The sequence below is a fragment of the Methylomonas rapida genome, from assembly GCF_024360925.2.
Classification (GTDB): domain Bacteria; phylum Pseudomonadota; class Gammaproteobacteria; order Methylococcales; family Methylomonadaceae; genus Methylomonas; species Methylomonas rapida.
In genome coordinates this window covers 1,445,006-1,469,593 of record NZ_CP113517.1, presented here as the reverse complement: position 1 = coordinate 1,469,593, position 24,588 = coordinate 1,445,006, and the positions used below count along the sequence as shown (strand labels likewise).

Here is a 24,588-nt window from a genome sequence, read left to right as displayed (position 1 = left end):
AATCGACGACCAAATGCATTCGAAAACCAACCGGATCAGGCGATAATGCATACATGAATTCGCCTTCCATGACGACCGATGACACATCAGAATCCTGCGGAGTGCTGCAGGCTGCGCTACGTCTAAATATTCTGTACTGGCTCTGCATGTTTGTCGCAGACAGCATCTTGGGTTACTTCATCAACATCGACCCGATAGAGTCCGCCCCGCTCAAACTAGTGCTATTCGGAATCAGCGCGGTGATGACCTATCTGATGGCGAGGCTGTTGATTCGGCTGCGCCATCGGCTGAACTTCTTGCAAAAAGCCCTGCTGTGTTTTCTGATGGCGGCCGTCACCGCGCCTATCTATACGGCAATCGACTTCATCAACTACACCATTTGCCAGTATCCCAAACCTGTTGACTTCGATCCGCTTTACTCCGGCTACACATTGATTGAAGGGGCTTCCATGCTGTTCGGCTGGAGTTGTTTATTTGTCGCCGCACTAGATAATTTCGAAGTGCTCGAACGCGAACGACTCCTGGAAATTGCCCGTAAGGAAGCGCTAGCAGCCCAAATGCAGGCACTCCGCTACCAGATCAATCCGCATTTTCTGTTCAATACCCTCAACTCCATTGCCGGTCTGATAGAGGAAGGCGCCGCCACGCGCGCCGAACGCATGGTGCTTTCGCTATCGACCTTCATGCGCACCACGCTTGCCCTCGATCCCATGCACGATGTACTGCTCGCCGACGAAATCGCCCTGCAGGAAGAGTATCTGGAGATCGAACGCGAGCGATTCGCCGACCGCATGACGTTCAAAATCTCCGTGCCGGACGACGTGAAGTCCGCCCTTGTGCCCAGCCTGATTCTTCAGCCGCTGATTGAAAACGCGATCAAGCATGGCGTCGGTGCGACGGTTGGTTCCGTGGAAGTTACGCTCAGTGCCTATCGCGAAGATAACCGGCTTCATGTTATTGTCGAAAACGATATGCCGCGCGACGATGCGTCCGCCGATTCCCGTCCAGGCATAGGCGTGGGTCTGCGCAACGTGGAAGAGCGTCTGCGCGTGCGCTTTCAGGATGCCGCCGGTTTTCTCGCGGGCCGAATATCCCCCAGCCGTTACAGGGCAGCCATTAGTTTGCCTTGGAGAAGCGCATGAGCCGGATTTCCATATCCGCAAGGTTATGCCCCCGGTTGGCCGAACACCGCATCCTTGGTAAGCGTTGGGGTGCCTGCTTGACCTTGAATTTCATTGCTAGAGTGTCGTCCTGAGGCAGTCACCATGCAAAACACCAAAGAAAGATTATCGACTCTGCGGCTAGATGAATCTCCTGCTGTACGCAAGAGCGGCCAGTTTTTACAACTTCGGCTCGAGGATGGAATGCCGCCTCGTGAATCCCTCTTTAGAGAGGCATTTAGGCTGGGAATAAGCTACCTGCTCCTGGCCGCTTTATTCTACGGCCTGTCTGCATATATTCCTGCCCCGGAATCATACCTACACGTTCCGGCGGCCTTCCTCGATCATTCTGCGCTGGTCGAAATTGCGTCCGGTCTCACCTCATTTTTCATCATGTCGATTGCAGTCTGGCGCCTGCGAACCAACAGGATGATTCACAACATCGTTATATGCTTCCTTATCTCCGCCATCGTTTCCATTGTGGATTTCATCCTCACACAAGAGTTTTACAAAATGCTCTACGCCGCCACGAACCTAAATTTTTCAGTGATTGATAACATCATAGTATTATTTATGTGCTGGGCTATGTTCTTTGGCTGGTCCTGCGCGTTTCTTACACTTTTGTACAGCTTCGATGTCAGAGACCGGGAGCGCCAATTGGCGGCCGTTCGGGAAGAAGCCTTTTCCGCGCAAATGAAAGCGTTGCGTTACCAGATCAACCCTCATTTTCTGTTCAACACCCTCAACTCCATTGCCGGCCTGATCGAGGAAGGCGCCGCCACGCGCGCCGAACGCATGGTGCTTTCGCTTTCCACCTTCATGCGCACCACACTCTCGCTCGATCCCATGCACGATGTATCGCTCGCCGACGAAATCGCTCTGCAGGAAGAATATCTGGAGATCGAACGCGAGAGATTCTCCGACCGCATGACGTTCAAGGTCGACATGCCGGAAAACGCGCGCGATGCACTCGTGCCCAGCCTTATCCTGCAACCATTGATCGAAAATGCCATCAAACACGGCGTCGGCGCCACCAGCGGCCCAGTCGAAATCGTGCTCAGTGCCTACCGCACCGACGACCGGCTGCATATTGCCGTAGAAAACGACATGCCGCGCGACAACGCAAAAGAAAATCGTCGCCCGGGCATGGGCGTTGGATTGCGCAACGTCGAAGAACGCTTACGCGCCAGGTTTCAAGAAGATGCGCACTTTTCATCAGGAGGTATTTCACCCGGCCGCTACCGCGTCGCCATGGAGCTACCCTGGAGGCAATCATGACCGGCGTCAACGTTCTGGTTGCGGACGACGAACCGCTCGCCCGTCGCCGACTAGTTCGTCTACTGGGCAAGCTCGATTGGGTCGGCCAGATCGAACAAGCCGCTGATGTGGCGGAGGCTCGTTACAAAATATTAGAATTTCAGCCGGAGATCCTGCTTCTGGATATTCTGATGCCCGGTGGTAGCGGTTTCGACGTGCTGGAACAATTAGGCCCGGAACCGCCCGTCGTCGTCTTCGTCACCGCCTTCGATCACCACGCGTTGCGCGCGTTCGAAGCCAACGCCGTCGATTACCTTACCAAACCCGTCGAACCGGGCCGTTTCGAGCAGGCTATGGAACGCGCTAAATCCGCCGTCGCCGCGCGTAACCAAACCGACCGTATCGCAGAATTGCAAGAAACCATCGCTGCCCTGAAACGCGCCTTACGCGAACAACCCAAGCAAAACCACGAATTCTGGGTCAAGGTCCGCGGAGAACACATCCGCGTCACCCAAGACCGAATCACTCGCATACAGGCCGAGCGCGACTATGTGCGCATTCATGTCGACGGGGCGGAGTACCTCTACCATGAAACGCTGACCGCCCTGGAACAACACTTAGGTTCGGAAGACTTCATTCGTATTCACCGCAGCACCATCGTGCGGCGTAACGCCATTGCCCGCATCAAACAAGCGCCGTTCGCCGCCATGGTGGCCGTCATGAAGGACGGCTCTGAGGTTAGGATAGGCAGAACTTACGCCTCCGTCGTACGTAACCAACTCACCAAAAATCGGGAAATCAATCCAGCAAACGAAACATGTTTATAGAACGTGGTGCGTTTGTTTGATGCGCCCAATAGAAACACAGCCTATGGTTCTTTCCGAGAAGGCGCTAAAAGCTTGCTGAATTTTTAAGACAAACAAAGTCGTTGACGGCAATAAGCCAGTTAGCAATCAGTGGTCAATGAGTATTATACGGCTGCTCTAGGCGGATAGGTTGAGGCCACCAACGTCTGCTTTGTAGTCCAGCAGTTCGCAGAATCTGAATGTCACTGAATGACCGGTTTGGAGAAACTCGATAGACGGGTTTGGGTCGTTAACTACCAAAACATACCCTCCCGAACAATCAATTTAAAATTTACTTTTATCTTGCTGATACTCTGGATGGTAGGGTCCTGCTGGCAAACCTTTTGGAGGTTGAAAGGCCAAGAAATTGGCCTGTCGAGCTAATGGTAAGTAGTCCGTCAGTAAAGCGTTAAGCGCCGCAGAAACTGCCATAGCTATGGGATCGCCACCACCAGAACTTTGAACATAATTTTGGTGGTTTTGCCAAAGCACCGTTCCTGTCCGGGTGTCTTTGAGAACATATTCCATATCAACCACGACCGAAGACGCCAGCACCAAATATTTTGTGCTCCAGTCCTTAATGGTGATAAACAAAACTGCGTCCGCGCCGAATAACTCGTTAAACCGCTCGGGTGGCAACAATTGGATGTGCCCCGCCTCCACTAAACCAAAATCTCGCAGGATCATGTCGGTCAAGTACACCGGGAATACGTAATAGCCGCGTTCAGCCAACGGTTGCGTGATAGTGGTAATAAATACCGAATTGGCCGTAACTTCGGGCGATTCGTTGACCACTGGCACTACCACTATCGAGCGCGGAGGGTGCGCATAAAAGGCATCTAGGTTGATATGTTGCGGACCTACACAGCCTTGCAACACCCAGGTGATTAACAAAACCAACATTAATCTCATGGCGCCGCCTCCTGCAGTACGGGTGTTGCCGTCGTTTCGCTTTTAGGTTCCGGCGGCATTTCCTTCTGCTGTATCTTTTCGATGAGTTTATTCATCAGCGCAGTGGACTCAGGGTACAGCGAGCGTTCTTTCTGAAAATAGGCAATCGCGCCGGCTTTATCCCCGCGGGTGTATAACAGGAAACCGTAATCGGCGAAGACACCCGGCGGCACGCGCTGCTGACGTTGCTCAGCTTCGGTGATCGTGTTCCGCAAGTAGGCATCGGTATGTTGGCTGTTATTATCAACATAGCGCTCGTACAAGCTGCTTTCATAATCGCCCCAGTAGAATAATCCCTGGGGAGCACAACCGGAAAGCGCCGACAACATGGCAAGCCCACTGCAACAAAGCTTGAGATACCCTCTTCTTATGTTGAACATTATGCGATTCCTTTCATAAGACGGGATATTACGGCTGTGATTTACCGCGTGCTTCCAATGTGCTGACGACGTTATTGATCATATTCACAATCGCAGCATCGATGGCTTTGCCTTCCAACGTCGAGTCAAATCCAGCAGTTCCCCCGAAACCAAGCGTCGCAGTGGATGATATAGACGCTTCACCTGTGCCTTCTTGGCTATAAAACACTTGGCCAGTTTTGGGATCGACCAAACGTAAGACCACGCGCGCACGGGCCCGCTGAGTTTTTTCCTTACCAATCAGCCAAACACCCCCGGTTGTATCGCGACCTAATTCCACTACCGAACCCATGATCAACGCATCGACCCCGAGCAGATTCTGTTTGAATTCGGATTCGGTTTTGCCCATCAACTCCGCTTCGGATTTGAGCTTGCTGATGTCCTGGCGTTCCACCACATTGAAATGCTGGGTCGCCATCAAATGTCTAGACAACAAATCTGCCGCTTGCTTGCCAATTCGATCGCCGGATTGATCCGTAAACAAACCACTGCCGTAAACCGATTCGTTAGTGAAGCGAGAAACAGCAACCGTCAAGCGGCTGGCTTGCGGCAGCGGAGCGAAAGCCACTTGCGGCCCACGGTCCTCGACCGCTTCGTGAATATCCCTGCTAACGCAACCCGTCAAGCTAATCAACGAGATCATCAGTAATGAAGCGCATAAAAAATTCATGACAGTTTCCTTTGGAGTCAATGTTTGGCAATCGGCTGACAAGCACATTTGGCTGGATTCGCGAATATCAGCGTTGGATAAAGTTGGGCGATTTTCCTTCTAAAGTCATTCCAGTGCAGGACGTTGTTCCTAGTCTTGTTGTTGATATAACGTAATATCAAAGAAGAATATCACCTTTATTGGTTTGACCTTCCTGCAAGCGCTTTTGCATTTCGTTTTCCTTTTCAGCGTCGAAGATATCGATGGCAGTATTCAGCGGAACGATGTTTTTCAATACCAGATTACAAAGTCCGGAACGCAAGGCGACAAGTTTTACGAGTCGCTCATCGCCGGGATGCTCCTTGGCTAAATTTTCATTGTTGGTGGCTAATGTGGGGTCTAGGCAGAAGTTTTTTGGCTTGTCGTCAGGCCAAAGCTTTTCGTCGCCCTCAGCAAAAACTGCACTAGAGAAAATCCAGAGCGCCAATAGTAATCGTTCCATGTCTATCCCTCCAATTTAAGACTTACCTGGGCAGAAGTGTAGTGCCAACCCTGATTGACGCCAAGTTTGTGCGTTAGCCTAAATTGGGTTTATGCAACGCATATCATCATGCCTGGGATTATTCACCCAATCACTTATGGGTGTTGCCATCATATTGGTATAAGCCAAATTATCCAGCCGCATGAAGGCTTGATCCACACTGCTAGATTTATCCAACCAATCGCCGTAGTGATCATACGGCAAGATCACCGGCATTCTGTCATGTATGGGTTGCATCAAACCCGTCGCTTCAGTGGTAATGACACTGCAGGAATACAAGGCTTGTTGTTCTTGTTGCCACTGTTCCCAGACCCCGGCAAAAGCAAATAACTGATGGTCCTGTCGATGAATATGAAAGGCCTGTTTGCCAGATTCCTGCTTTTGCCACTCGTAAAAACCTTGTGCGACGATCAGGCAGCGACGTTTATGAAAGGCCGCTCGAAACGATGGCTTTTCTCGAATCGTTTCGGCACGTGCATTGATCAGATGATGGCTGTTTTTGGTGTCTTTGGACCAGGACGGCACCAAGCCCCAGAACAGATTCACCGCCTTTAGCGATTTGTCCTCCAATTCGACAATACAGAGAATTTTCTGCGCCGGCGTGATGTTGTAGCTGGGCTGATATTTGGGCAGGCGCGAGAGTTGGAAATGCTCGGCAATTTCTTCAGGTGACGCAGTTAGCTGAAATCGTCCGCACATGATTTTCTATTCCGATCTGCCTTACTGCCAACCTTGTAACCATTGCTCGGTATCCGTCAGATCTCGCCACGGAAGGATAAAACTGCGGCGCGAATAGATCGCTTCCAGCTCGATGTGTTCGATAGGCGCATCCGGCCATTCGGGCTTGATCAGTTGGGTGACCAGAAAATGCTTTTCCTTGTTTTTGGGCAGTGCGGCAGTCCATTTGCTCAACAGCAATTTGTTCGGATTCAAGCGGCGTACAGTTGAATCAGGCATCGGAATGTCTCCTGCGGATGGATTCATGGGGTGGCTTCGAGCGTAAATGCACGACCTGCGTTTTCTTTAACGCTTTAACCAAGGTCATATAAGTATCCCGGTCAAACGCTGGTCTGCCTTGCTCCAGCAATGCGTGGATTTCGTCATCACTGCGCGCCGTGCCGAGATAACACCAGTGATCGATGACGTGCAAATCCTCTGTCTCGCGAATACCAATGGCGCCAGGATAAGGCCAACTGCTCAGTTTGAGTTTGCTCATGGCGGTCAATAAGCGCGTGGCATGTTCCAAGCCGGATTCCTTGCCGACACAGGCACCACGACAGCGTTTGAGTTGGTGTGCAAAGCACGGTTTGCCATTACCGACTTTTTCAAGGCCCAGCACACCTAGACAAAGCTGATGTTGTTCAGCCAAACTGCGAAGTGCTTTTTCGGCATCCCGTTTATTACCGTACAAGCCATACAAATTATCCTGCGAACCGAAATCCAGATCGTTGGCCCAGGTCAGACGCGGCAATAGCTGATCCTGCTTCTGCTCCAGTTGCCAGGCACACAAGGCATTTTTGCGCCGTAACCGTTGGTTATGCACCGGTGTCATTTGTTTAATCAGCTTGGCTTCGGTCAATAACGCACCCAGTTCACCACCGGTTTCGATCCACTCGATACGCTTGGTTTGCTGCGACAAGCTCATCTCCTTGGTGTGGCGATGGTCTGCGGCAAAGTGCGATAGGACGCGCTGGCGGATATTGACGCTTTTGCCAATATACAGCGGTAAGTCGTTTTCGCCATAGAACAGATAAACACCGGGACCTTCCGGCAATTCATGAATCAAATTCGGATCCAGTTGCGATGGCAGACTGGAACGCTGTACCAGATTCTTAACTGTGGTTTCGATGGCGTCAGCCAAAAACTGTTGATGGGCATGCTGCCAGAACTGATGAATCAATTGAGCATCTGCTAGCGCACGATGGCGTTCCTTGGCGGTGAGTTGATGGCGTTCGATCAGGCTATCGAGATTGTGCCGGTGATACTGCGGATACAGTGCCCGCGACAACTTCACGGTGCACAGTACTTGCGGTTTAAACATTAGGCCAACCCGTTTGAATTCATTTTTTAGGAACCCATAATCGAACCTGGCGTTATGGGCGATGAACAACCGGCCTTGCAATAAGGCATCGACTTCTTTGGCCACCTGTTCAAAGGTGGGTGCGTTTTCGACCATGGCGTTGCTGATACCGGTCATCTGTTCGATGAACAACGGAATGCGCATTTGCGGATGAACCAGTTGGCTCCATTCCCGCACGCCATCGTCATCCACCAAGACAATGCCGATCTCGGTAATACGGTCTTTGGTGGCCGAACCGCCGGTGGTTTCCAGGTCGACAAAGGCTAAGGGTTGCATGTATATATCCTAACGGTAGCTGCGCATCTGGCCGACCAGTACGCCTTGAATGCTGACTTGCGATGGATGGAAACGCATGGCTTCCATGCTGGAATTGGCGGGAATCAAAAACACCTCATCCCCTGTTTGCTCGATATATTTCAAGGTAGCCTCCTGATTGTCGATCAGCGCGACGACAATGTCACCGTTGTCGGCGTAACTGCGTTGTTCGATGATCACCCAATCGCCATCCAGTATGCCTGCTTCAATCATGGAATCCCCCTTAACTTTGAGCACATAGCACGACTGTGCGGTACGAATTTGATCGGGGACATTGACCCATTCGGTATGCTCAATCGCCTCGATCGGTTTGCCGGCGGCAATGCTGCCCACCAAAGGCAACGCGTGGGACCGATGTTGACCAGATTCACGCAAGGCCAAAGCCTTTTCCGTCAACCGAACCCCACGATGTTTGAGCCCCATGGCTTCGACAAAACCGGCGTCGATCAATCCGCTTAGGGTCAAATGTAACGAGCCCCGCGACTTCAAGCCGAGTGCCTGACACAGTTCATTCAACGACGGTGGCCGTGGAAACTGCGCCTGGTTGTCCAGCAAGAAATCCAAAATGGCCTGTTGTTTTCGGGTTAAGGCGCTCATGTGGCAAAAAAATACGGCTCAACTAAATTGAGAACAATAATAGAACGTTTGTGTTTTCGATGGTAGTCTTATGTCGTTAATATTTTGTAGCTTACCGTGATACCCATGACCGAATCATTGCCTTTTTCGATCCTCAATCCCGCACAACCGTTACCGGCAATCCGTGACGGATTGGCTTGGTTTCATCTTGCCAAGCCGGACAAAAACCGACGATTGCCGCTGTTCATCAGCAAAGTAGCCGCGGGCTTTCCATCGCCGGCCGATGATTATGTGGAAAAGACCCTGGATTTGGAGGAATTGCTGATTCAAAAACCGGCGGCGACATTTTTTGTCAGGGCACAAGGCGACTCCATGTTGGGTGCCGGCATCCATCCCAACGACATCTTGGTGGTCGACCGCTCCAAGGAGCCAATGCCCGATAAGATCGTGATCTGCGCGATCAATGGGGAATTGACGGTGAAGCGTCTGATGGTTACTGACGGCCAATGGCGTTTGAAAGCCGAAAACCCGGCATATCCCGATATTCCCTTGACCGAGGATCTGGAAACCGTGTTCTGGGGAACGGTCACCAATGTGATACATCCAGTCTAAACATGTCCGAACAAGCACGTATCGGCCTTGTCGACTGTAACAATTTTTACGTGAGTTGCGAACGGGTGTTCCGGCCGGACCTCAATGACAAACCGGTCATGGTGCTCAGCAATAACGACGGTTGTGTAGTGGCGCGTAGCCAGCAGGTTAAAGATTTAGGCATCAAAATGGGTGTGCCTTTATTTCAGGTGCAGCATTTGGTCAATCAGCATCAAATCCAACTGTTTTCGTCGAACTATACCTTGTACGCGGACATGTCAGCACGGGTGATGAGTTTGCTGGAAGAATTTACGCCGCGCATGGAAGTGTACTCCATTGACGAAGCGTTTTTGGATTTAACCGGCGTGTATCCTTGTTATCAAGATCCGATTGCCTATGGCCAACGCATCCGCAAGGCGATTGCTCGGCAAACCGGCATTCCGGTCTGTGTCGGAATGGGACCGACCAAGACCCTGGCCAAGCTGGCTAACTTTGCCGCCAAGAAATGGAAACAAACCGGCGGTGTCCTTGACCTTACCGACCCCGTCCGTCGGCAAAAGCTGATGAAAATCGTTCCCGTCGATGAAGTCTGGGGGATTGGCCGGCAAACCACAAAACGTCTTAATCAGTTGGGCATTCAAACCGTCTGGGACTTGGCCATCCAGTCGCCTAAAACCATCCAGGCGCAATTCAACGTCGTGGTCGCCCGTACAGTCATGGAGTTGAACGGTACCGCCTGTCTTGATCTGGAAGACGTCGCAGCGGACAAACAACAGATTGTCTGCTCACGATCCTTCAGTCGCAAACTGACAGAGCTGGAGGAGTTAAGTCGAGCCCTGTCGGCATACTGTACCCGAGCGGCGGAAAAACTACGCCGGCAACAGTCAGTGACCGGTTGCGTGAGTGTGTTTATTCGCACTAATCCGTTTGCCGTTCAAGATCCTCAGTACCAACGATCGGCAACCGTTAAGTTGGATGCGGCCACCCAGGATACCCGCACGATTATTCGCGTCGCACTGTCGAGCTTAAAAGCCATCTACAAACCCGGCTTTAGCTATCAAAAATGCGGTGTCCAACTGAGCGCGATTCGACCTGCCGCATCACCCTCGCAGTTCGATCTCTTCGACTTGAGCTGCGAAGGTACGCCACCCGATAACGTCATTCTCATGCAAACCTTGGACACCATCAACCGACGATTCCCCAAAGCGGTTACGATCGCGTCATCGGGCTTTGATAACAGTTGGAAACCCAAAGCCGAACGCATTTCACAACGCTACACCACTGATTGGCGAGAATTGGTCATCGTTCGCTAACTGCATGACTCAGCATATAAAGAACGTTTGCGGCTCCTCTGGTTCCAATTGCCTGGACATCGATTCACAATAGTGATCGAAATTCCCCGTGAATTCGATGGCAGGAAGAAGATTGTTGTCAATCACGTGCGGAATATTGACAGGGCAATCGCGCTTTGTAGCACTTGCACGGGCAAGGGGTTTAGTATAGCGATTTTGCCTAATATCCCAGATGCTCCCAGATCCAACCCCCTATTTTGCTGACCTCACAGACCCGCGGCGAGAGGGCAAAAACAAACTCCACAAACTCACGGATATCGTGATGATCGTCTTATGCGCAGTATTGAGCGGCATCGAGGATTGGGTCGGCATGGAAGAGTTTGCCGAAGAAAAAGAAGATTGGCTGCGGACCTTTTTGGAATTACCGAATGGAATTCCCTCGCACGATACCCTGAGTAATGTCTTGGGCCGCCTGAATCCCCAAGCGTTTGCCGAGACCTTTCAACGTTGGGTGCAGGCGGCATTGCCAAGCCTTTCAGGACAGCAAGTCTGTTTGGACGGCAAGACCTTGCGCGGCAGCCGCGAAGGGGATAAGGCCGTGCATTTGATGAGCGCCTTTGCGGCTGAAGCGCGTTGGGTGTTGGCGCAACAGGCGGTGGATGAGAAGACTAACGAAATCAAGGCGATCCCCGATTTATTGTCGATGTTGGACATCAAAGGAGCTCTGATCTCGATCGATGCCATGGGTTGTCAAAAAGCCATTGCGAAAACCATCGTTACGGCGCAAGCGGATTACGTGTTGGCACTGAAGGATAATCATCCGAACCTTTGCGAGGATGTCAGGTTGTGGCTGGATACTGAAAATGCCAACGACCGCTTACCGGTCTACGAAACCATCGACAAAGATCACGGTCGCCTGGAAATACGCCGTTACAGCTTGAGTAGCGAGATTGCTTGGTTGACGCAAAAACCTGACTGGGCCGGGCTACAAGCCATTGGTCGGGTTGAATCGATTCGCACCCTCGGTGACAAGACCTCGGTTGAGTGTCGCTACTATTTGTGTTCGTTTACGGATTTGCAGCGCTTTGCCGAAGGGGTACGGCAGCATTGGGCGATAGAAAATTCCCAGCACTGGGTGCTGGATGTGCAGTTTGGCGAAGATGCGAATCGCGCCAGAACAGATCATTCCGCCGAAAACTTGGCGTTGATGCGACGGATGGCACTCAATTTACTACGAAATAACGGACCTACTAAAGACAGCTTGAAGCGCCGCAAGTTGCGAGCATGTTTGAACGATAACTATCGCTTTAAATTACTCTTCGGAACATCTGCAACATAGCGCGATTGCCCTGGGAATATTGAGGTTGGTCAGTAGCCCGTTGATGTCTTCGAATACTGACTTAGCGTCATCGGTTGTCAAGAGCGGCCAAACGTAAACGGTTGACAGTTCTTTTTCACGATCAAAAAAGGCTGCCCGTATTTCCGTGGGTATGTCATCGATACCGTGTTTACTGAGCAGGACTTTTGACACGGGATAATCTTGGGCTTTCATATTTAGCTTATAGAAGATTTCAAGCTCATTGAGTAAATGAATCCCGCGCGAGGCGGCAATACTGAGCGGATTGGGTTTTTCAATTTCCCAGACGTTGTGACCGGTTTGTTCATCCATCTCCTCTTTAAAGGCCTCTGACCATTCTTCGGCAAATCCGCCAACGTCATCCGATTGGGGCTGTTCACAAAAAAGAGGCGTTAATGCCTGATCGCTAATCACCACACCCACCAGGAAGCGCAAAATGAGGTCCCCCTCCGGACTCTCCGAGGGCTTCATAACAAAAGAACGGCGTGATTCCGATGTTGAAATTTCGCCTTCGGCTTGCTCGATCAACTGCTGGTTGAGCTGGCGAATTTGGCTAGGTAACCAGTTGATGTCTTCAAGGCTGAATAATTCGTCGTGAATGGCGAGGGCTTGTCTATCGTTGATCAGACTATGGCTTTGAAGCAATTGTCTAATGCGTTCAGGGTCTTCAATACGCTTAGGTAAAGCCTTTCCAGGATGGGGCTCGATGACAATCGGGATGGCGAATACGATCGACTCTGCATTCGGCATAGACGGCAATCTCACCCGAATGCGTTCGGCGAGCGAAACAATACGCTCATTTAATATCGAAAATACGTGCAAACCTTCCGATTGTCGTAAAGCGCTTACCAAAATATCGTCCTGGCCATTTGCAATACAGGACTCAATAAACGCTCGAAAAAGTGAATCGAGCTCCGACGACGCTGGGTTCAGGGCGATTTTCTTAGCGGTTAAAGTAATGAATTCAACGAAAGAATCCGACGTAGCGGTGTCGTTAATAGAATGGTTTAACATGATAATGCTCCTGGGTTGAGGTTGAGGGGTAAAACAAGTTTGGGGTTTTGCCTGAGCCTGGGGTTAAGCTCCGGATATTTGTGGATCATGCTGTGCAGAAAACCAATGAAATTCATGGAACAGCTACACCCGCTTTTGCGTATTGGCCAACAGTACGTTGACCGCGTAAGCGACGACAAAGACACCTACCGGGACGGCTTGTGGTGGAATCGGAAACGGCAGTGTCAAACTGACCAGCAGCAGATACAGCGCACCCAGAATCAGGTAAAGGCTGTAGCGATGCGCCATGGGACTGGGGTAATCGAAATTGGTCTGGCTGATCTTGCGCCGCACCAGTCCGTCGACGACAAACGGCAACAAGGCGGCGGCCAGGTACGGTAACCAGATGCAGGCCGTGGTCAGGCGCTTGAACATTTGAAAGATCGTGTCCCACAGCACGTTGAGTCGGCTTTCGATAAAGGGAAACAAATCGTGGCGCCCCACATCCTCGAAGCCTTTGGACATCTGCCGTTCTCGCTCGGTCGGGATGAAGTAGCGGAATACGTTTTCTCGGATGCCGGTGGTGACAAACAAGCGATCAAACCAGCGCTGCGCGGTGTGACTGATCTGCGATTCTTTATTGGCGCCAAAATAGCCGATCATCATCCGGTCTTCGGCGAGCTGCAGTTCGCGCGTCCAGCGGTCGGACACGAAACTGGCCACCAGGATCACTTCCAGAAGCCACAGCATCAGGCTGAACAACAGATTACGCGTCATGAGCCGGCACCTTGGCGATCCCGCTGGCGATCCAGTTCCGACCGTAGGATCGGCAAGCGGCCTTTGACGATGCGACCGCCGGATAACTTGGCGATGTAATGCAAGTCCGGCAGTTGTCCCAGCAATTGGGGTGCAAACAAATCGCCTTCTTCTTCCATCAAGCGTTCACCAACATTGCCGGAAAACACGGTGGGATTGGTCGCACTGGTGGCCACGCCTTGGGTGCGCATGATGTATTTCAACCGTGTCTTCGGCAGATTGTCGGTGATGTACTGCTGGGTCTCGCTGTCCATGATTCGCAGCGCGATCAGGTTGTTGACGTTACCCAGCACTTGTCGGGCTTTGTCCTGGGAGCCGGTGCGGGCGGCAAAATCGGCAAAGGTCTGCGTGGCGATGAACAGGCGAATCTTGGCGCCGCGGCCTTTGTTCAACACCTGTATGAAGGGGTCGTTGATGACTTCCGCTGCCTCGTCGACGAACACATTTACCGGCCGCTCCGAGACACCGTAGTTGTAACGGTCGCCAGCGACAGCAGCCAAATCGGCCAACAGAATCGAACCAATGGCGCTGCCCACCATGCCATCCGATAACGAGTCCAAGCCAATGTAAGCGACCTGGGCTTTTTCAATGATGTGGCCGGTATTGGTGATGGGACGCAAGTCATCCACGTCATGCGGATTCGGTGACAGCAAAGGCCCCAAAGAACCCGAGGTCAGCATGTTCATGATCGGAATCAAGGACGCCACCATCTTGCTGAAATGTGCCCGGTCGTGTTCGAACAAAGACAACAAGCCTTCCAAATCTAAATTCGGCATTTGATGCTGCACGACCTCTCGATAAAACCGCACCAGGCAGACCGCTTTGGAATCGATGTCCTTGGCATTCTTCAGGTAAGCCCGCGCCTCTTGCCGCCAATGGCCCAGGTTGTTGTCGAAATAGCGTTCCAGGGCTTGAATGACCAATGTCGAAGGACCGCCTTCCAAATAACGACGCAGCTTGACCAAAGTTGGCCTTTCCTCGATGACCATCAAGCCTTGAATCACGTTATCCAGTGATTTTTGACCGAACGCCTTGAACGGATCGTTACTGCTTTCGCTGGGCGAAATGGCGCTGATACGGCTGGCAATCTCCGAAGGCCGGTTGAAATTGTGCAAGGGATCGAGTCGGACGCTGTCTTCCGGAAATGCCGGATGGAAATACACGAATCGATCTGGACGCTTGGCCAAGGCGCAGGCACGTTTGGCGCAGGCCATCAAATCTTTGTCGCCTTTAGGATCAATGATGATCACCGCTTCGCCGCGCAACACAGCTTGCGTCACCAATACATCAAAGGCACGGGTTTTACCGGCACCGGTGGTGCCGACCAGCAGCGTATGGCCGGCGGTATGCTGTAAAGGCTGGCGAATGTCATTTTCGGACACTTCCAGGCCGTGTATCCAAGCCGAACCCATGCGTTGATGATCGCTGGGAATCAAGGTCGAGACATCGCGTTTTAAAATCTCGTAGGCCAATTGCGCATGCTTTTGTACCCAATCAAATCCCCAACCGAACCACAAGGCCTCGGGGTTGCGATTCACCAGGGTCACAAGCTTTTCGGCATCCAGGTATTGGAATCGAAACTGACGCAACCGGCGTTTGCGGTACCACAGACTCAACGCCGGCGACAGCCGCCAGCACGCCATCACTCCGCATGCCGTCATCAACCAGTCGAACGGCTCATGCGGCAAGCCTGACCAGCGACTGGTAAAATGCGCCAATCCAGCACCGCCCAACCAACCCGAGATGGCATACACCTCAAAGATGGGTCGCCAAGGAAATTGGTAGTCGTAATCGGATTTCATGGGCATAACCGAACCTGAATGCCTTCCGCGGCACTGACCGAACGGCAATCAGGATGGTTGGCGATATCGAGCATCAGTCGAGTGCGTTTGATTGTCGGATGTTGCGTCAGAAATTGCTCCAGCGCGGCATTGGACACTGTGTGCCAGTGACCGTCTGTCGATGATTCATCGGGCGGAATGTTTTGTTGCCGCACATGCGTGATCAGCAAATCGATCGTTCCGGCTTTTGCCGGTGGGGTTGTTACGGGATCACTTGCCTTATCAGGCTCGGAATTGGCCAAACTGTCTGACACGTTGCCGCCGATTGATTTTTGCATGCCGGTTGCGTTTGATTTGGGCTGGACAGGCTTAGGCTTCAGATGCGTCTCGTCCTGAGGCTGAGCAGACTTAACTTGATCTCTGGTCTTATCGGTATTGTTGCTTGGGGCTTGTTTGGATGATGCTGTCAGCGTGGCTTTGCCTTGGGATTTCAGTAATGCCTTCAAAGCCAAACTCGGTTCCAATGCCAGCAGGACGCCGCGGACCGATTGGATGGTTTGTACCTTTCGCATCGGCGACAGAACGTCGGTCACCAGCCAACCTCTGTCCTCCAGGGTTTTGATGAACTGGGGCGGATCGACGGCGAGTTTTTCAGCCGTCGCTGGAAACGGGAGCAAGTATTTGTCTTGGACTTCCAATATATCGTTGCCTAACTGCCATTGGCCTTGATTGAGCATAGCGGCGATGTCCAATAGCCATTGGCCGGCATCGCCATGGTTTTCCAACCAGCACTTGACGCTGTCGACCGGATTGGAGACGCTTTTCGAATCCCTCGTGGAGAAATCAGGTTTTGCGGCTGATGCAGTTTTTTCTGCGTTGGTCGGTTCGGCGCGAGTTGCGTTGTTAGGTTGTTCGGCCTGACACAACGAAGGGAGGCCATCGGTTGATGTGGATTCAGACAGACCTTGATCGGGATCTGAGGGCAAGGAATTCAAAATGCCTGGTGCCGATTCAATGGCCGGTAGCTCGAGTTCAGCGCTCGTGTCATGAGCAGGTTCTATCTGCGGTTCTTTGGGCTCAACTGGCTTCGGCTTATCAGCGCGTTGGGGTTGCTTCATAACCGCGACGCTCTTGGGTTTTGCCGGTTTGCTGAGTTTCGGTGCCGGATTGGTAACTGGCTCGGCTTTTACGATGGTCGCATCGGATTCGTTGATTTCGCGCGCTTCAACCACGAGCGGCAGCTCACCACTGAAGATCAGTTCCGCGGATTTCAGGCGCAACAGATACAGCGGATTGTCCAAGCCTTCAGGCTGCATTTGCCAATAGCGGTATTGCCGACCATCTGGCCAGGATTTGGGAATGGCCAAGCCGCGTTCGATCAGAATGTCCGCCAAGGTGTCTTCGTCGCGAGGAATGCCGGGCACTTTGTCCTTGGCAAGCAATGTGACGATGTCTTGCGCACCGGCCCGCCACACGATATGCAGGCCATCCTCAAAACGCCATAGCCGAGCACCTTTTTCGTTGACGGCCCACTGTCCGGACTTGACCAAGCGGCGCATAGCGTCGAACAGGTACTTTTCCACCGGCATGCCCAAGGCCGAATCGATGTTTTGGTAGTGCGCTTTTAAATCCCGTTCTACGCTTTTGCAGTCGGCGGTGATCACCAGTGCGTAGACTTTGGAGCCGCGGTCCAAACCGTTAATGGTTTCCAGCATGGCCTGCATGATGTCGGGGCCGGACTCCAGAATGAATGTGCGGGCTTCGCGTGTCAGGACGCGCTCGATCACCAAGGCCGAAAACTGTTCATGGCGTTTATGGCGGTTGTCTCGCCAGCGCAGAAAGTACCGGTCGATCTCATGTCGCACAGCCCAGTCAGTGATATTTTCATCGCAAGGGTTCCAGGTATGTTGCCCCTGTGCGTCGACCACGGCGATATCGGCGACCGGTTTGCCGATGTCATGCAACAGCCCGGCAAAACAGACCGCCAGACGCCAGCGTAATTCTTGGGCTTTTCGTTCCTTGGGTGATGCTGACGTGGCAAACAAACTGCCTTGGGAAGCCAAAGTGGCCCAATGTGCAACTTCCAATCCGTGTCGAAATAACCCACCGGCGCCGCGATGGTGATGCGATTCCGAAGCCGGCAACAAGTGGCTGTAGGCGGCATAGCGACGGATGACCGGCGCGACTATGGTTTGATAAAGATTATCCGGCATGGCCAGCGCCTGTTCGATGGCGGAAATCAACTCCGTTTGACCTGACAGTATGCGTTCCACAGGCGCAGCTGGCAGACCCTTCATAAACGGCGGATAACGCGGCACATCCTCATCAATCGTTGTCGCAACCTGATCGACAGGCGCGGACTCGACGCCAAACAGACGTTGGCGGATGCGGGTAATGAGAGTCGAAGGCGTATTTTCCATAACGCCGCATCTTGCCGGGAATTTTTCAATCGTCGCTTGCAGCTGACGACGAATTCGACGTCAGCTGCAAGCAGGCCTCGCAAAAGAGTGTTTAGTGTAACGAGCTCCTAAAAATTAGCCCTGGAGCTCCCATGAAATCCAAATCGCTCGCAATCCACTGTCTTGTGTCCGCAATATGTGGCACGGCCTGTACTTCGCTAAATCGGCCCGATGCTGCCATAAGTGAGACCGTCATCGAATCGATTGTGCCGGTTCAACCCGAACAACCCTGGCGCCTGGATAATGCTTGGCAGACAGGTGGATTGGGCGGTTCGGTATTACGGTCTTCATCGATTGAACACGTCGTCAGGCAAGCCGATCAGCCGCTTGGCGGTTACGTGGCAAGTGACGACGCAGCGGGGCATGTCCTTAATGTCAGCACCTCCCACATATCAGATAGCCCGAATGACGATACATTGGCCATCGAACGCGCCTGGCGAAAATATTGCCATCACCAGCTCGATATGACGCCGGTGGAGCAGGCGTTAGTCAGAACAATGACTAACCCGCACAACGTTCTGAGTCATGGCTGCAATCCCGGCAGCTTGAAGAAGTGAGGCGGCCGTCATGGATAGAAATAGCACAAACCATTCGCTGGACAATCTCACCGAACGTTTTCAGTCTCTGACGGAACGGAAAAAAGCCAAATTGCGGGTTGTCGAACCCTTGACGTCTTTGCCCAACTGGCCGACGGCAATCCGCGGTACGCCTAATGCCTGTTTGCGGAGCGCATTGTTCGCCGGCATCCAAGGCAAGGAGCGCATTGCCTACAAAAAACGAACATTGTTGGCTGCGGTCGATGGCATTGAGGTTCGTTACCTCGGTATACAGCTCAATCAATCGGACCTCGATGTCTGGATGCAGATCGTGCATTTGTCCCGGCAACAATTACCGGGATTTAGCGTGACCTTCAGCGCCCATGCCCTGTTGTCGGCATTGGGGCGCGGTAGCGGCAAAAGCCAACACGAATGGCTGAAAGAAGCGATGGCCCGCTTGGGCGGCGCCTTTGTCGAAATCACCTTTCACGGCCGGGATGCCTTCGGTGAAAAAGGCTTCTTGCGCTATTACCGTGATGAACGGACGCAGCGTTACGTAGTGGAATTGACCGAATCCATGCTGCGTCTGTTCGAGGAGGGCTATACCTACATCGAATTCGAGCAGCGGCAGAAATTACGCAAACAACCCTTGGCCTTATGGTTGCATGGTTTTCTGTCGTCCCATGCTGCTCCGTTCCCGATGAAAATTACCACCATTCACCGGCTGAGCGGTAGTGGCGCGAAAACCCTGCGTGATTTCAAGTATCGGCTGGGTAAAGCGTTGGAGGCCTTGGTGAGTATTGGCACTTTGGCTAGCTTTGAGTTCGCTGATGATATGGTGAAAATCAAACGCCAACCGACGCCCAGTCAACAACGTTTTCTGGGCGACCAGCAGCTCTAAAAAAGCACGGCATTAGACCGACGCTATTTTGGGTTGGCCGAAGCCACTCGATACGGCATTAGGCCGACGCGGATACGGCATTAGACCGACGGAGGCACGGCATTCGGCCGACAAGGTAACGGCATTAGACCGACGGGCACGGCATTAGACCGACAAAAAGCACGGCATTAGGCCGACGTTTGACACGGCATTAGACCGACGCTTCGGGTAAATTGTGAAATCGCTGCAGGCCATGCTATTCGTGGGATTCAGCGATTTTATTGTGCTGAAATTTGAGGGTGCTAATCTATATATAATCTATTTTTAATCTATATATAGCCTGGTGATGGCAAGGATTTAGTTTTTGAAACGAATGCTAGTGAGGTGGTTGTCACTGGGCTTGTTCGGAACGCGCTTGGTCGTCTTGTGACGACCCATTTCTGCCCCATTTAGCCACATTTCGAGTGTCTGGTTAATGGCGGATGGCTGACGGAATTTGTTGGAGCGTCCACTAAATGTTTGCTTTGCTCAGTATATCCAATGTCCGCTTGACTTAGATTTGGATTTACTTTCTTGTTGTGGTTTCTTTTTAGGCTCAAACTTGTCATCCGGAACAAGGCTTAGCTTGGTAGTGTTTAGTTGATTTCTGCCACCATCGTCTGCGTTATCAATGCAATGCTTGATCATTTCACTGAGTGCTTTTTGTGCGATAACTTTGCTGCCGTAAGGGCCAAACACTCCTTCTCTGGCAACAAAAAACCATTCATTTGAACCCGTTTTGAAATTGCATTGGCAATAAATCCTTTCAACTTTAAACACTATAAACCTCGTTTTTTGGCATTTCTTTTAAGATATTGCGGCCTGATTCAAAAAAAGCATAGTCCTTAGGTATCCAGAAAAATGAGATGTTATTAACGGAAGCAGCGGATCATTTACTGTACACGCTTTGCCTTTATCAGCTGAATTGTGAATTGGCCATTTCTTGATCCAATGCAAAAAGACCTATGAGGGACTTGCAAAATACCACTATTAGTAATCGACATATTTAAAAAACCACTAGATATAGTGATTTTTGCGGGAAATTTTATAATTTTGCAAGTCCCTCATATGTATATTTATCAAGTTATCTTTTACATGCTACCCGCATGACAAGCTCGGCATCACAACGTGACATCTTTGGCAGATTGCATGCTTGTTATGGTGCTGGGCTGTTCACATCATGTGTTTTTGTGATGCATGTCAAAATAAATCATAAGCAAAATCATGATTTTATGCGATTCGCCTAAAACCGCGCATGCATCGATCAAGTTGTGGCGCGGTTAATGCTGGTATGAGGATGTCAATTATGCATGGATACAATATGAAGCAGAGATACTTTTTACCGCTCGTTGCATTAATAGGTGTTGCAAGCACATCATCAATGGCGGCAACTATTGACGTAACCTATGCCAAATCGGCCGATTTTGGTAGTGGTCAAGTTGGTTACATCACAGGTGCTATCGCCCCCAATCCCAATTCACATAACAGTTTCGTTGGTGTATCGATAGGTGGAAACAGTTTCACCACGAACAATATAGACTATGACTTTTCGTCAAGTGGCCAATTCAATGCATGGTGCGTGGATATTTATCATTGGATGAGCAATGGTAGCACTATCTATGACGTTGCGACTGCCAGCGACCTCGCTACCGAATTATCTAAATTACGTCCCGAAACACCCGGACAGATACGGGTCGATAAAATGATTCAATTAGCCAATCAAGTCTACAGTTTCATTGACACAACAATCGAGTCGGCAGCTTTTCAACTAGCGATTTGGGAAATTGCCTATGGTACGCCCAGTGCTGTTGGAAGTTTTATAATCGATAGTACCGACAAGAATTTCAGGGTTAAAGATTCATCATTAGCTTTTGTCAGTCTAGCCAATAATTGGTTAAGTCAATTAGCTACTGCTAATAATACCGGGAACTATACTCTCACATATTTAAACGACGGTGCGCGGAATAAGAGCCAAGATGTCATCGTTTTTACTGAAACACCCCTTGCTCCATCATCTTTCTCGGTACCCGAACCAAACTCATTTGCGCTTATTGGTCTTGGTCTAGCTGGATTTTCATTCGTTAGGCGCAAGAAAGTCGTACGGGTATAACGGCAAACAGCCCTGGTCAATCCGGGGCTTTTCGTTGCAAGGTTGAACTTCAATATCCAAGGTTTAAGTCCCCGCCTTTAGGCGGGCAGATTTCATCTGCAGCCATTGCTGAGTGGGTATCATGGTGATTTTGCAGAGGGCGGCAAGATGGACTATCCGTATGGCAGTATGCAATAACCCATTAATGCGTCATTGCACAGGTTGAAAATAATGGCATTGCCATCTAACCTAGATTAGCGTTTTATCCTCTTTCCCCTTTATTCATGTTTCACGAAGAAATGTCATACCAAGGATATACTCTGATCGAGTTGATGGTAACGGTCACCGTCGCTGCAATTGTTATGGGCTTGGCCGTTCCAAGCTTCATCGGAACTGTGCGGAGTAATCGCTTGACAACCTACGCCAATGAACTGGTTTCTAGCCTGAATTATGCACGTAGCGAAGCCATAAAACGGAGTGCCCCCATATCAATCCGGCGCAAAGGAACTACAAGCCAACACTGGGAAACGGGTTGGGATGTATTTGTCGATCTCAATGGTAATGGTGCATTTGATGATAATGCCAACAGCACGCTATGCGAGGCTACGGAAGATTGCCTATTAAAAACCTATGATGCTTTGTCGACGGGCTATACCCTTAGGACAGGCAATAGCAGTTACAAGGATTATGCGACTTATCTGGCCGAAGGCTTGAGTAAAAATCAGGTTAGCGAAGTTTTTCGGCTTTGCGATAACACTCAAAATACCACGAACTCGCGAACAATCAGTGTCAATGCGATAGGCAGACCTAGTACTACAGTAGGAAACGCAGCATCTTGTCCCTAATCCTCATGAGAAAAAACAACGGCTTTACTCTAATAGAGGTGTTGGTAGCCACCTTGGTGTTGTCTATTGGCTTGCTAGGGTTGGCGGCACTTCAAGCTAACAATCTCAAAAATAACCAGAGCGCCTATTTTCGCAGCCAGGCCACTCAACTTGCGTATGACATCGCCGATCGTATGCGAGCCAATGTTACTGCAAGCAATAGTTACCTGAGCACCTCTACCGCGGTTGCGTCCGCAACGCAGCAGGCGGATTGCACCGAGGTCAGCACGACCTGCTCCCCAGAAAAAATGGCGCAAAACGACCTGTATGAGTTGAAAAGCGCCCTGGCGACCGCTTTACCTGGGGGCGCTGCCACGATTACTAGCGCTGGCGGGGTTTTTACCGTTACCGTTAATTGGGACGATAACCATGATGGCTTGACCGATAATGCTGACCCGAATTTTCAGATGAGTTTTCAACTATGAGGGGACTGCTTGTGGCAGGTCAGAGTCAGTCATTGCATCGGCAATCCGGTCTGACGCTGGTGGAAATCATGATTGCCCTGTTGATTGGCGCGTTCCTGCTCGGCGGCGTTTTGGAGATTTTTATAAATAGTCGGCAAACTTATCGAATGCAGGAAAATCTTTCCAGGCTGCAGGAGAATGGCAGATTTGCGATGGAGTTTATCAGCAGGGATCTTCGCATGGCGGGCTATCTGGGGTGTGCATCGCTCGGTTCGGTAACTCCGGCAATCGATGCTTCCCCGCAATCCCCTAATCCGAATCCGGCGGTAAATCCCTTTACCAATTTGAATGCCATCGTCGGCAATAACAACATTTCGACTAGCTGGAATGCCAATGCCTGTTCCGGGGCAAATCAATGCGTTGCCAACACCGATGCAGTCACTGTTCAATACGCCGATAGCTGTGGTGGATACCTAACCGGAAATATGGCATCCGACAATGCCAATATTCAAATCCCCGCCGCCAATACTTGCAATATTAATCAATATGACACGCTGCTAATTTCGGATTGTAATGCTGCGGATGTTTTTGTTGCCACCAGCGCTTCCTCTGGTGCCGGAAAGCAAACCATCGCTCACGCCAATAATCAGAATACCAGCCCGAAGCTCAGTAAAGTATATGGTGCCGATGCAGAAATTTTCGTGTTTCGTTCCTATAGCTACTTTATTCGTACCGGCGCTTCAGGGAGGCCCGCCCTGTGGCGACTTGACAACGCCAAGGCAGTCGTCAACGGCTCAAATCCGGTTGAGTTACTGGAAGACATCGAAGATTTTCAAATTCTTTACGGGGAAGATACCGATGCCGATGGAACAGCCAACTACTACGTCCCAGCTAATAGCGTGGTTAACATTGAAAATGTGATCAGCGCACGGGTTAGCGTGCTGGTTGCCTCGCGAGATGACAATCTGGCTTCGCGGCCACTCGCCTATACCTTCAATGGCACAACGACCACTCCAGTTGATCGCCGCCTCAGAAGAATTTTTACCTCGACCTTAGCCGTCCGTAATCGGCTGAATTCATAGGGAGGATAACGCGTGTTTAATCGATGCATGAGCGATTGGAAGGGCTCGTTCTCGAGGCATAAGTACCAAGCCGGCGTAGTTCTGGCTATCAGTCTTATCATGCTGCTGCTGCTGACGCTGATTGGCACTACGGCGGTTAGAGTCACCGGGCTAGACGAAAAAATGGCTGGTAACATGAGGGATCGGAATCTGGCTTTTCAGGCGGCAGAATCGGCATTAAATGCTGGCGAGGCGGCTGCAGAAACCACAACCATTTCAGCTTGCCCAGCCACAGCCCCTAATCCTACTGGTTTTTACCAATCACGTGATGTCAATTGTGATGGTGTACAGGAAACTACCCCTATCTGGAACAGCATCGATTGGAATACGCAAGCGGTACATTATAGTGGGGCCTTAGCCGATATAAGTACCAACCCACGATATATCATCGAAGATATGGGCCTCACCTGTGCATCCCCCGCGACACCATGTCCAGCGGTCGATCAGCGCCGTAATTTTCGCATCACTGCACGGGCTAGCGGCGGTACCGCCGATTCGCTGGTGATGCTGCAATCCATTTATCAAGTAGATGCACCCTGATGTATTCCAAGGT

Annotated in this window: 26 protein-coding genes; 13 read left to right on the top strand and 13 right to left on the bottom strand. The window is 51.1% G+C overall.

Annotated elements, in window-relative coordinates:
- The first annotated feature begins 68 nt into the window (after positions 1 to 68).
- The 3 genes from NM686_RS06945 to NM686_RS06935 all read left to right on the top strand — a co-directional run bounded on the left by NM686_RS06945 (position 69) and on the right by NM686_RS06935 (position 3,244).
- Positions 69 to 1,142 carry a sensor histidine kinase gene (locus NM686_RS06945; RefSeq protein ID WP_255187155.1) on the top strand — a complete coding sequence of 358 codons (1,074 nt, stop codon included), beginning with the start codon at positions 69 to 71 and terminating at the stop codon, positions 1,140 to 1,142.
- Positions 1,143 to 1,265: 123 nt separating this feature from the next.
- Complete coding sequence (locus NM686_RS06940; RefSeq protein ID WP_255187154.1) at positions 1,266 to 2,438, top strand: sensor histidine kinase; 1,173 nt, start codon at positions 1,266 to 1,268, stop codon at positions 2,436 to 2,438.
- Complete coding sequence (locus tag NM686_RS06935; protein ID WP_255187153.1) at positions 2,435 to 3,244, top strand: LytR/AlgR family response regulator transcription factor; 810 nt, start codon at positions 2,435 to 2,437, stop codon at positions 3,242 to 3,244. Before NM686_RS06940 ends, NM686_RS06935 begins: the two co-directional genes overlap by 4 nt.
- 303 nt (positions 3,245 to 3,547) lie before the next feature.
- On the opposite strand, the gene NM686_RS06930 is transcribed toward NM686_RS06935, so the two are convergent.
- The 8 genes from NM686_RS06930 to lexA form a co-directional block, all read right to left on the bottom strand.
- Entirely contained in the window at positions 3,548 to 4,174 is a 627-nt protein-coding gene (locus NM686_RS06930; protein WP_255187152.1) for a DUF799 domain-containing protein, read from the bottom strand.
- Entirely contained in the window at positions 4,171 to 4,593 is a 423-nt protein-coding gene (locus tag NM686_RS06925; RefSeq protein WP_255187151.1) for a DUF4810 domain-containing protein, read from the bottom strand. Before NM686_RS06925 ends, NM686_RS06930 begins: the two co-directional genes overlap by 4 nt.
- 28 nt (positions 4,594 to 4,621) lie before the next feature.
- Positions 4,622 to 5,302, bottom strand: a complete 681-nt coding sequence (locus tag NM686_RS06920) for a CsgG/HfaB family protein (protein ID WP_255187150.1) — start codon at positions 5,300 to 5,302, stop codon at positions 4,622 to 4,624.
- A 157-nt stretch (positions 5,303 to 5,459) separates the two neighbouring features.
- Entirely contained in the window at positions 5,460 to 5,783 is a 324-nt protein-coding gene (locus tag NM686_RS06915) for a hypothetical protein (protein ID WP_255187149.1), read from the bottom strand.
- Between the two features lie 78 nt (positions 5,784 to 5,861).
- Positions 5,862 to 6,521 carry an SOS response-associated peptidase gene (locus tag NM686_RS06910; RefSeq protein ID WP_255187148.1) on the bottom strand — a complete coding sequence of 220 codons (660 nt, stop codon included), beginning with the start codon at positions 6,519 to 6,521 and terminating at the stop codon, positions 5,862 to 5,864.
- 21 nt (positions 6,522 to 6,542) lie between these two features.
- Complete coding sequence (locus NM686_RS06905) at positions 6,543 to 6,779, bottom strand: TIGR02450 family Trp-rich protein (protein ID WP_255187147.1); 237 nt, start codon at positions 6,777 to 6,779, stop codon at positions 6,543 to 6,545.
- Positions 6,772 to 8,178, bottom strand: a complete 1,407-nt coding sequence (locus tag NM686_RS06900) for a 3'-5' exonuclease family protein (RefSeq protein WP_255187146.1) — start codon at positions 8,176 to 8,178, stop codon at positions 6,772 to 6,774. The genes NM686_RS06905 and NM686_RS06900 overlap by 8 nt, the downstream gene beginning before the upstream one ends.
- A gap of 9 nt (positions 8,179 to 8,187) precedes the next feature.
- Entirely contained in the window at positions 8,188 to 8,814 is a 627-nt protein-coding gene (gene lexA, locus NM686_RS06895) for a transcriptional repressor LexA (protein WP_255187145.1), read from the bottom strand.
- Positions 8,815 to 8,919: 105 nt separating this feature from the next.
- Between lexA and NM686_RS06890 the strand changes: the two genes are divergently transcribed.
- From NM686_RS06890 to NM686_RS06880, 3 genes are all read left to right on the top strand, one after another.
- A complete protein-coding gene (locus tag NM686_RS06890; protein ID WP_255187144.1) occupies positions 8,920 to 9,405 on the top strand; it encodes a LexA family protein in 486 nt (161 codons plus the stop codon).
- Positions 9,406 to 9,407: 2 nt separating this feature from the next.
- Complete coding sequence (locus NM686_RS06885) at positions 9,408 to 10,697, top strand: Y-family DNA polymerase (protein WP_255187143.1); 1,290 nt, start codon at positions 9,408 to 9,410, stop codon at positions 10,695 to 10,697.
- A 211-nt stretch (positions 10,698 to 10,908) separates the two neighbouring features.
- A complete protein-coding gene (locus tag NM686_RS06880) occupies positions 10,909 to 12,015 on the top strand; it encodes an ISAs1 family transposase (protein WP_255187025.1) in 1,107 nt (368 codons plus the stop codon).
- On the opposite strand, the gene NM686_RS06875 is transcribed toward NM686_RS06880, so the two are convergent.
- The 4 genes from NM686_RS06875 to mobH all read right to left on the bottom strand — a co-directional run bounded on the left by NM686_RS06875 (position 11,989) and on the right by mobH (position 18,043).
- A complete protein-coding gene (locus tag NM686_RS06875) occupies positions 11,989 to 13,047 on the bottom strand; it encodes a ubiquitin-activating E1 family protein (RefSeq protein ID WP_255187141.1) in 1,059 nt (352 codons plus the stop codon). The genes NM686_RS06880 and NM686_RS06875 overlap by 27 nt on opposite strands.
- A gap of 123 nt (positions 13,048 to 13,170) precedes the next feature.
- Positions 13,171 to 13,803: a DUF4400 domain-containing protein gene (locus NM686_RS06870; RefSeq protein WP_255187140.1), complete on the bottom strand. Its 633-nt coding sequence runs from the start codon at positions 13,801 to 13,803 to the stop codon at positions 13,171 to 13,173.
- On the bottom strand, positions 13,800 to 15,644 hold the full coding sequence (gene traD, locus NM686_RS06865; RefSeq protein ID WP_255187139.1) for a conjugative transfer system coupling protein TraD: 1,845 nt from the start codon (positions 15,642 to 15,644) through the stop codon (positions 13,800 to 13,802). The genes NM686_RS06870 and traD overlap by 4 nt, the downstream gene beginning before the upstream one ends.
- A complete protein-coding gene (gene mobH, locus NM686_RS06860) occupies positions 15,641 to 18,043 on the bottom strand; it encodes a MobH family relaxase (protein WP_255187138.1) in 2,403 nt (800 codons plus the stop codon). Before mobH ends, traD begins: the two co-directional genes overlap by 4 nt.
- A 245-nt stretch (positions 18,044 to 18,288) precedes the next feature.
- Here mobH and NM686_RS06855 point away from each other — a divergent pair, with 245 nt between their 5' ends.
- Both NM686_RS06855 and trfA read left to right on the top strand, forming a co-directional pair.
- Entirely contained in the window at positions 18,289 to 18,639 is a 351-nt protein-coding gene (locus tag NM686_RS06855) for a hypothetical protein (protein WP_269022620.1), read from the top strand.
- A gap of 10 nt (positions 18,640 to 18,649) precedes the next feature.
- Complete coding sequence (gene trfA, locus NM686_RS06850; RefSeq protein WP_255187136.1) at positions 18,650 to 19,519, top strand: plasmid replication initiator TrfA; 870 nt, start codon at positions 18,650 to 18,652, stop codon at positions 19,517 to 19,519.
- 507 nt (positions 19,520 to 20,026) lie between these two features.
- On the opposite strand, the gene NM686_RS06845 is transcribed toward trfA, so the two are convergent.
- Positions 20,027 to 20,317: a hypothetical protein gene (locus NM686_RS06845; protein WP_255187135.1), complete on the bottom strand. Its 291-nt coding sequence runs from the start codon at positions 20,315 to 20,317 to the stop codon at positions 20,027 to 20,029.
- Between the two features lie 541 nt (positions 20,318 to 20,858).
- On the opposite strand from NM686_RS06845, the gene NM686_RS06840 reads away from it, so the two are divergent.
- The 5 genes from NM686_RS06840 to NM686_RS06820 all read left to right on the top strand — a co-directional run bounded on the left by NM686_RS06840 (position 20,859) and on the right by NM686_RS06820 (position 24,575).
- On the top strand, positions 20,859 to 21,647 hold the full coding sequence (locus NM686_RS06840; RefSeq protein ID WP_255188276.1) for a PEP-CTERM sorting domain-containing protein: 789 nt from the start codon (positions 20,859 to 20,861) through the stop codon (positions 21,645 to 21,647).
- A 263-nt stretch (positions 21,648 to 21,910) separates the two neighbouring features.
- Positions 21,911 to 22,471, top strand: a complete 561-nt coding sequence (locus tag NM686_RS06835; RefSeq protein WP_255188275.1) for a GspH/FimT family pseudopilin — start codon at positions 21,911 to 21,913, stop codon at positions 22,469 to 22,471.
- Positions 22,472 to 22,476: 5 nt separating this feature from the next.
- Positions 22,477 to 22,935 carry a type IV pilus modification protein PilV gene (pilV, locus tag NM686_RS06830; RefSeq protein ID WP_255188274.1) on the top strand — a complete coding sequence of 153 codons (459 nt, stop codon included), beginning with the start codon at positions 22,477 to 22,479 and terminating at the stop codon, positions 22,933 to 22,935.
- An 11-nt stretch (positions 22,936 to 22,946) separates the two neighbouring features.
- Positions 22,947 to 23,996: a PilW family protein gene (locus NM686_RS06825; RefSeq protein ID WP_255188273.1), complete on the top strand. Its 1,050-nt coding sequence runs from the start codon at positions 22,947 to 22,949 to the stop codon at positions 23,994 to 23,996.
- Positions 23,997 to 24,095: 99 nt separating this feature from the next.
- Complete coding sequence (locus NM686_RS06820; protein ID WP_407942358.1) at positions 24,096 to 24,575, top strand: pilus assembly PilX family protein; 480 nt, start codon at positions 24,096 to 24,098, stop codon at positions 24,573 to 24,575.
- The last annotated feature ends 13 nt before the right edge of the window (positions 24,576 to 24,588 follow it).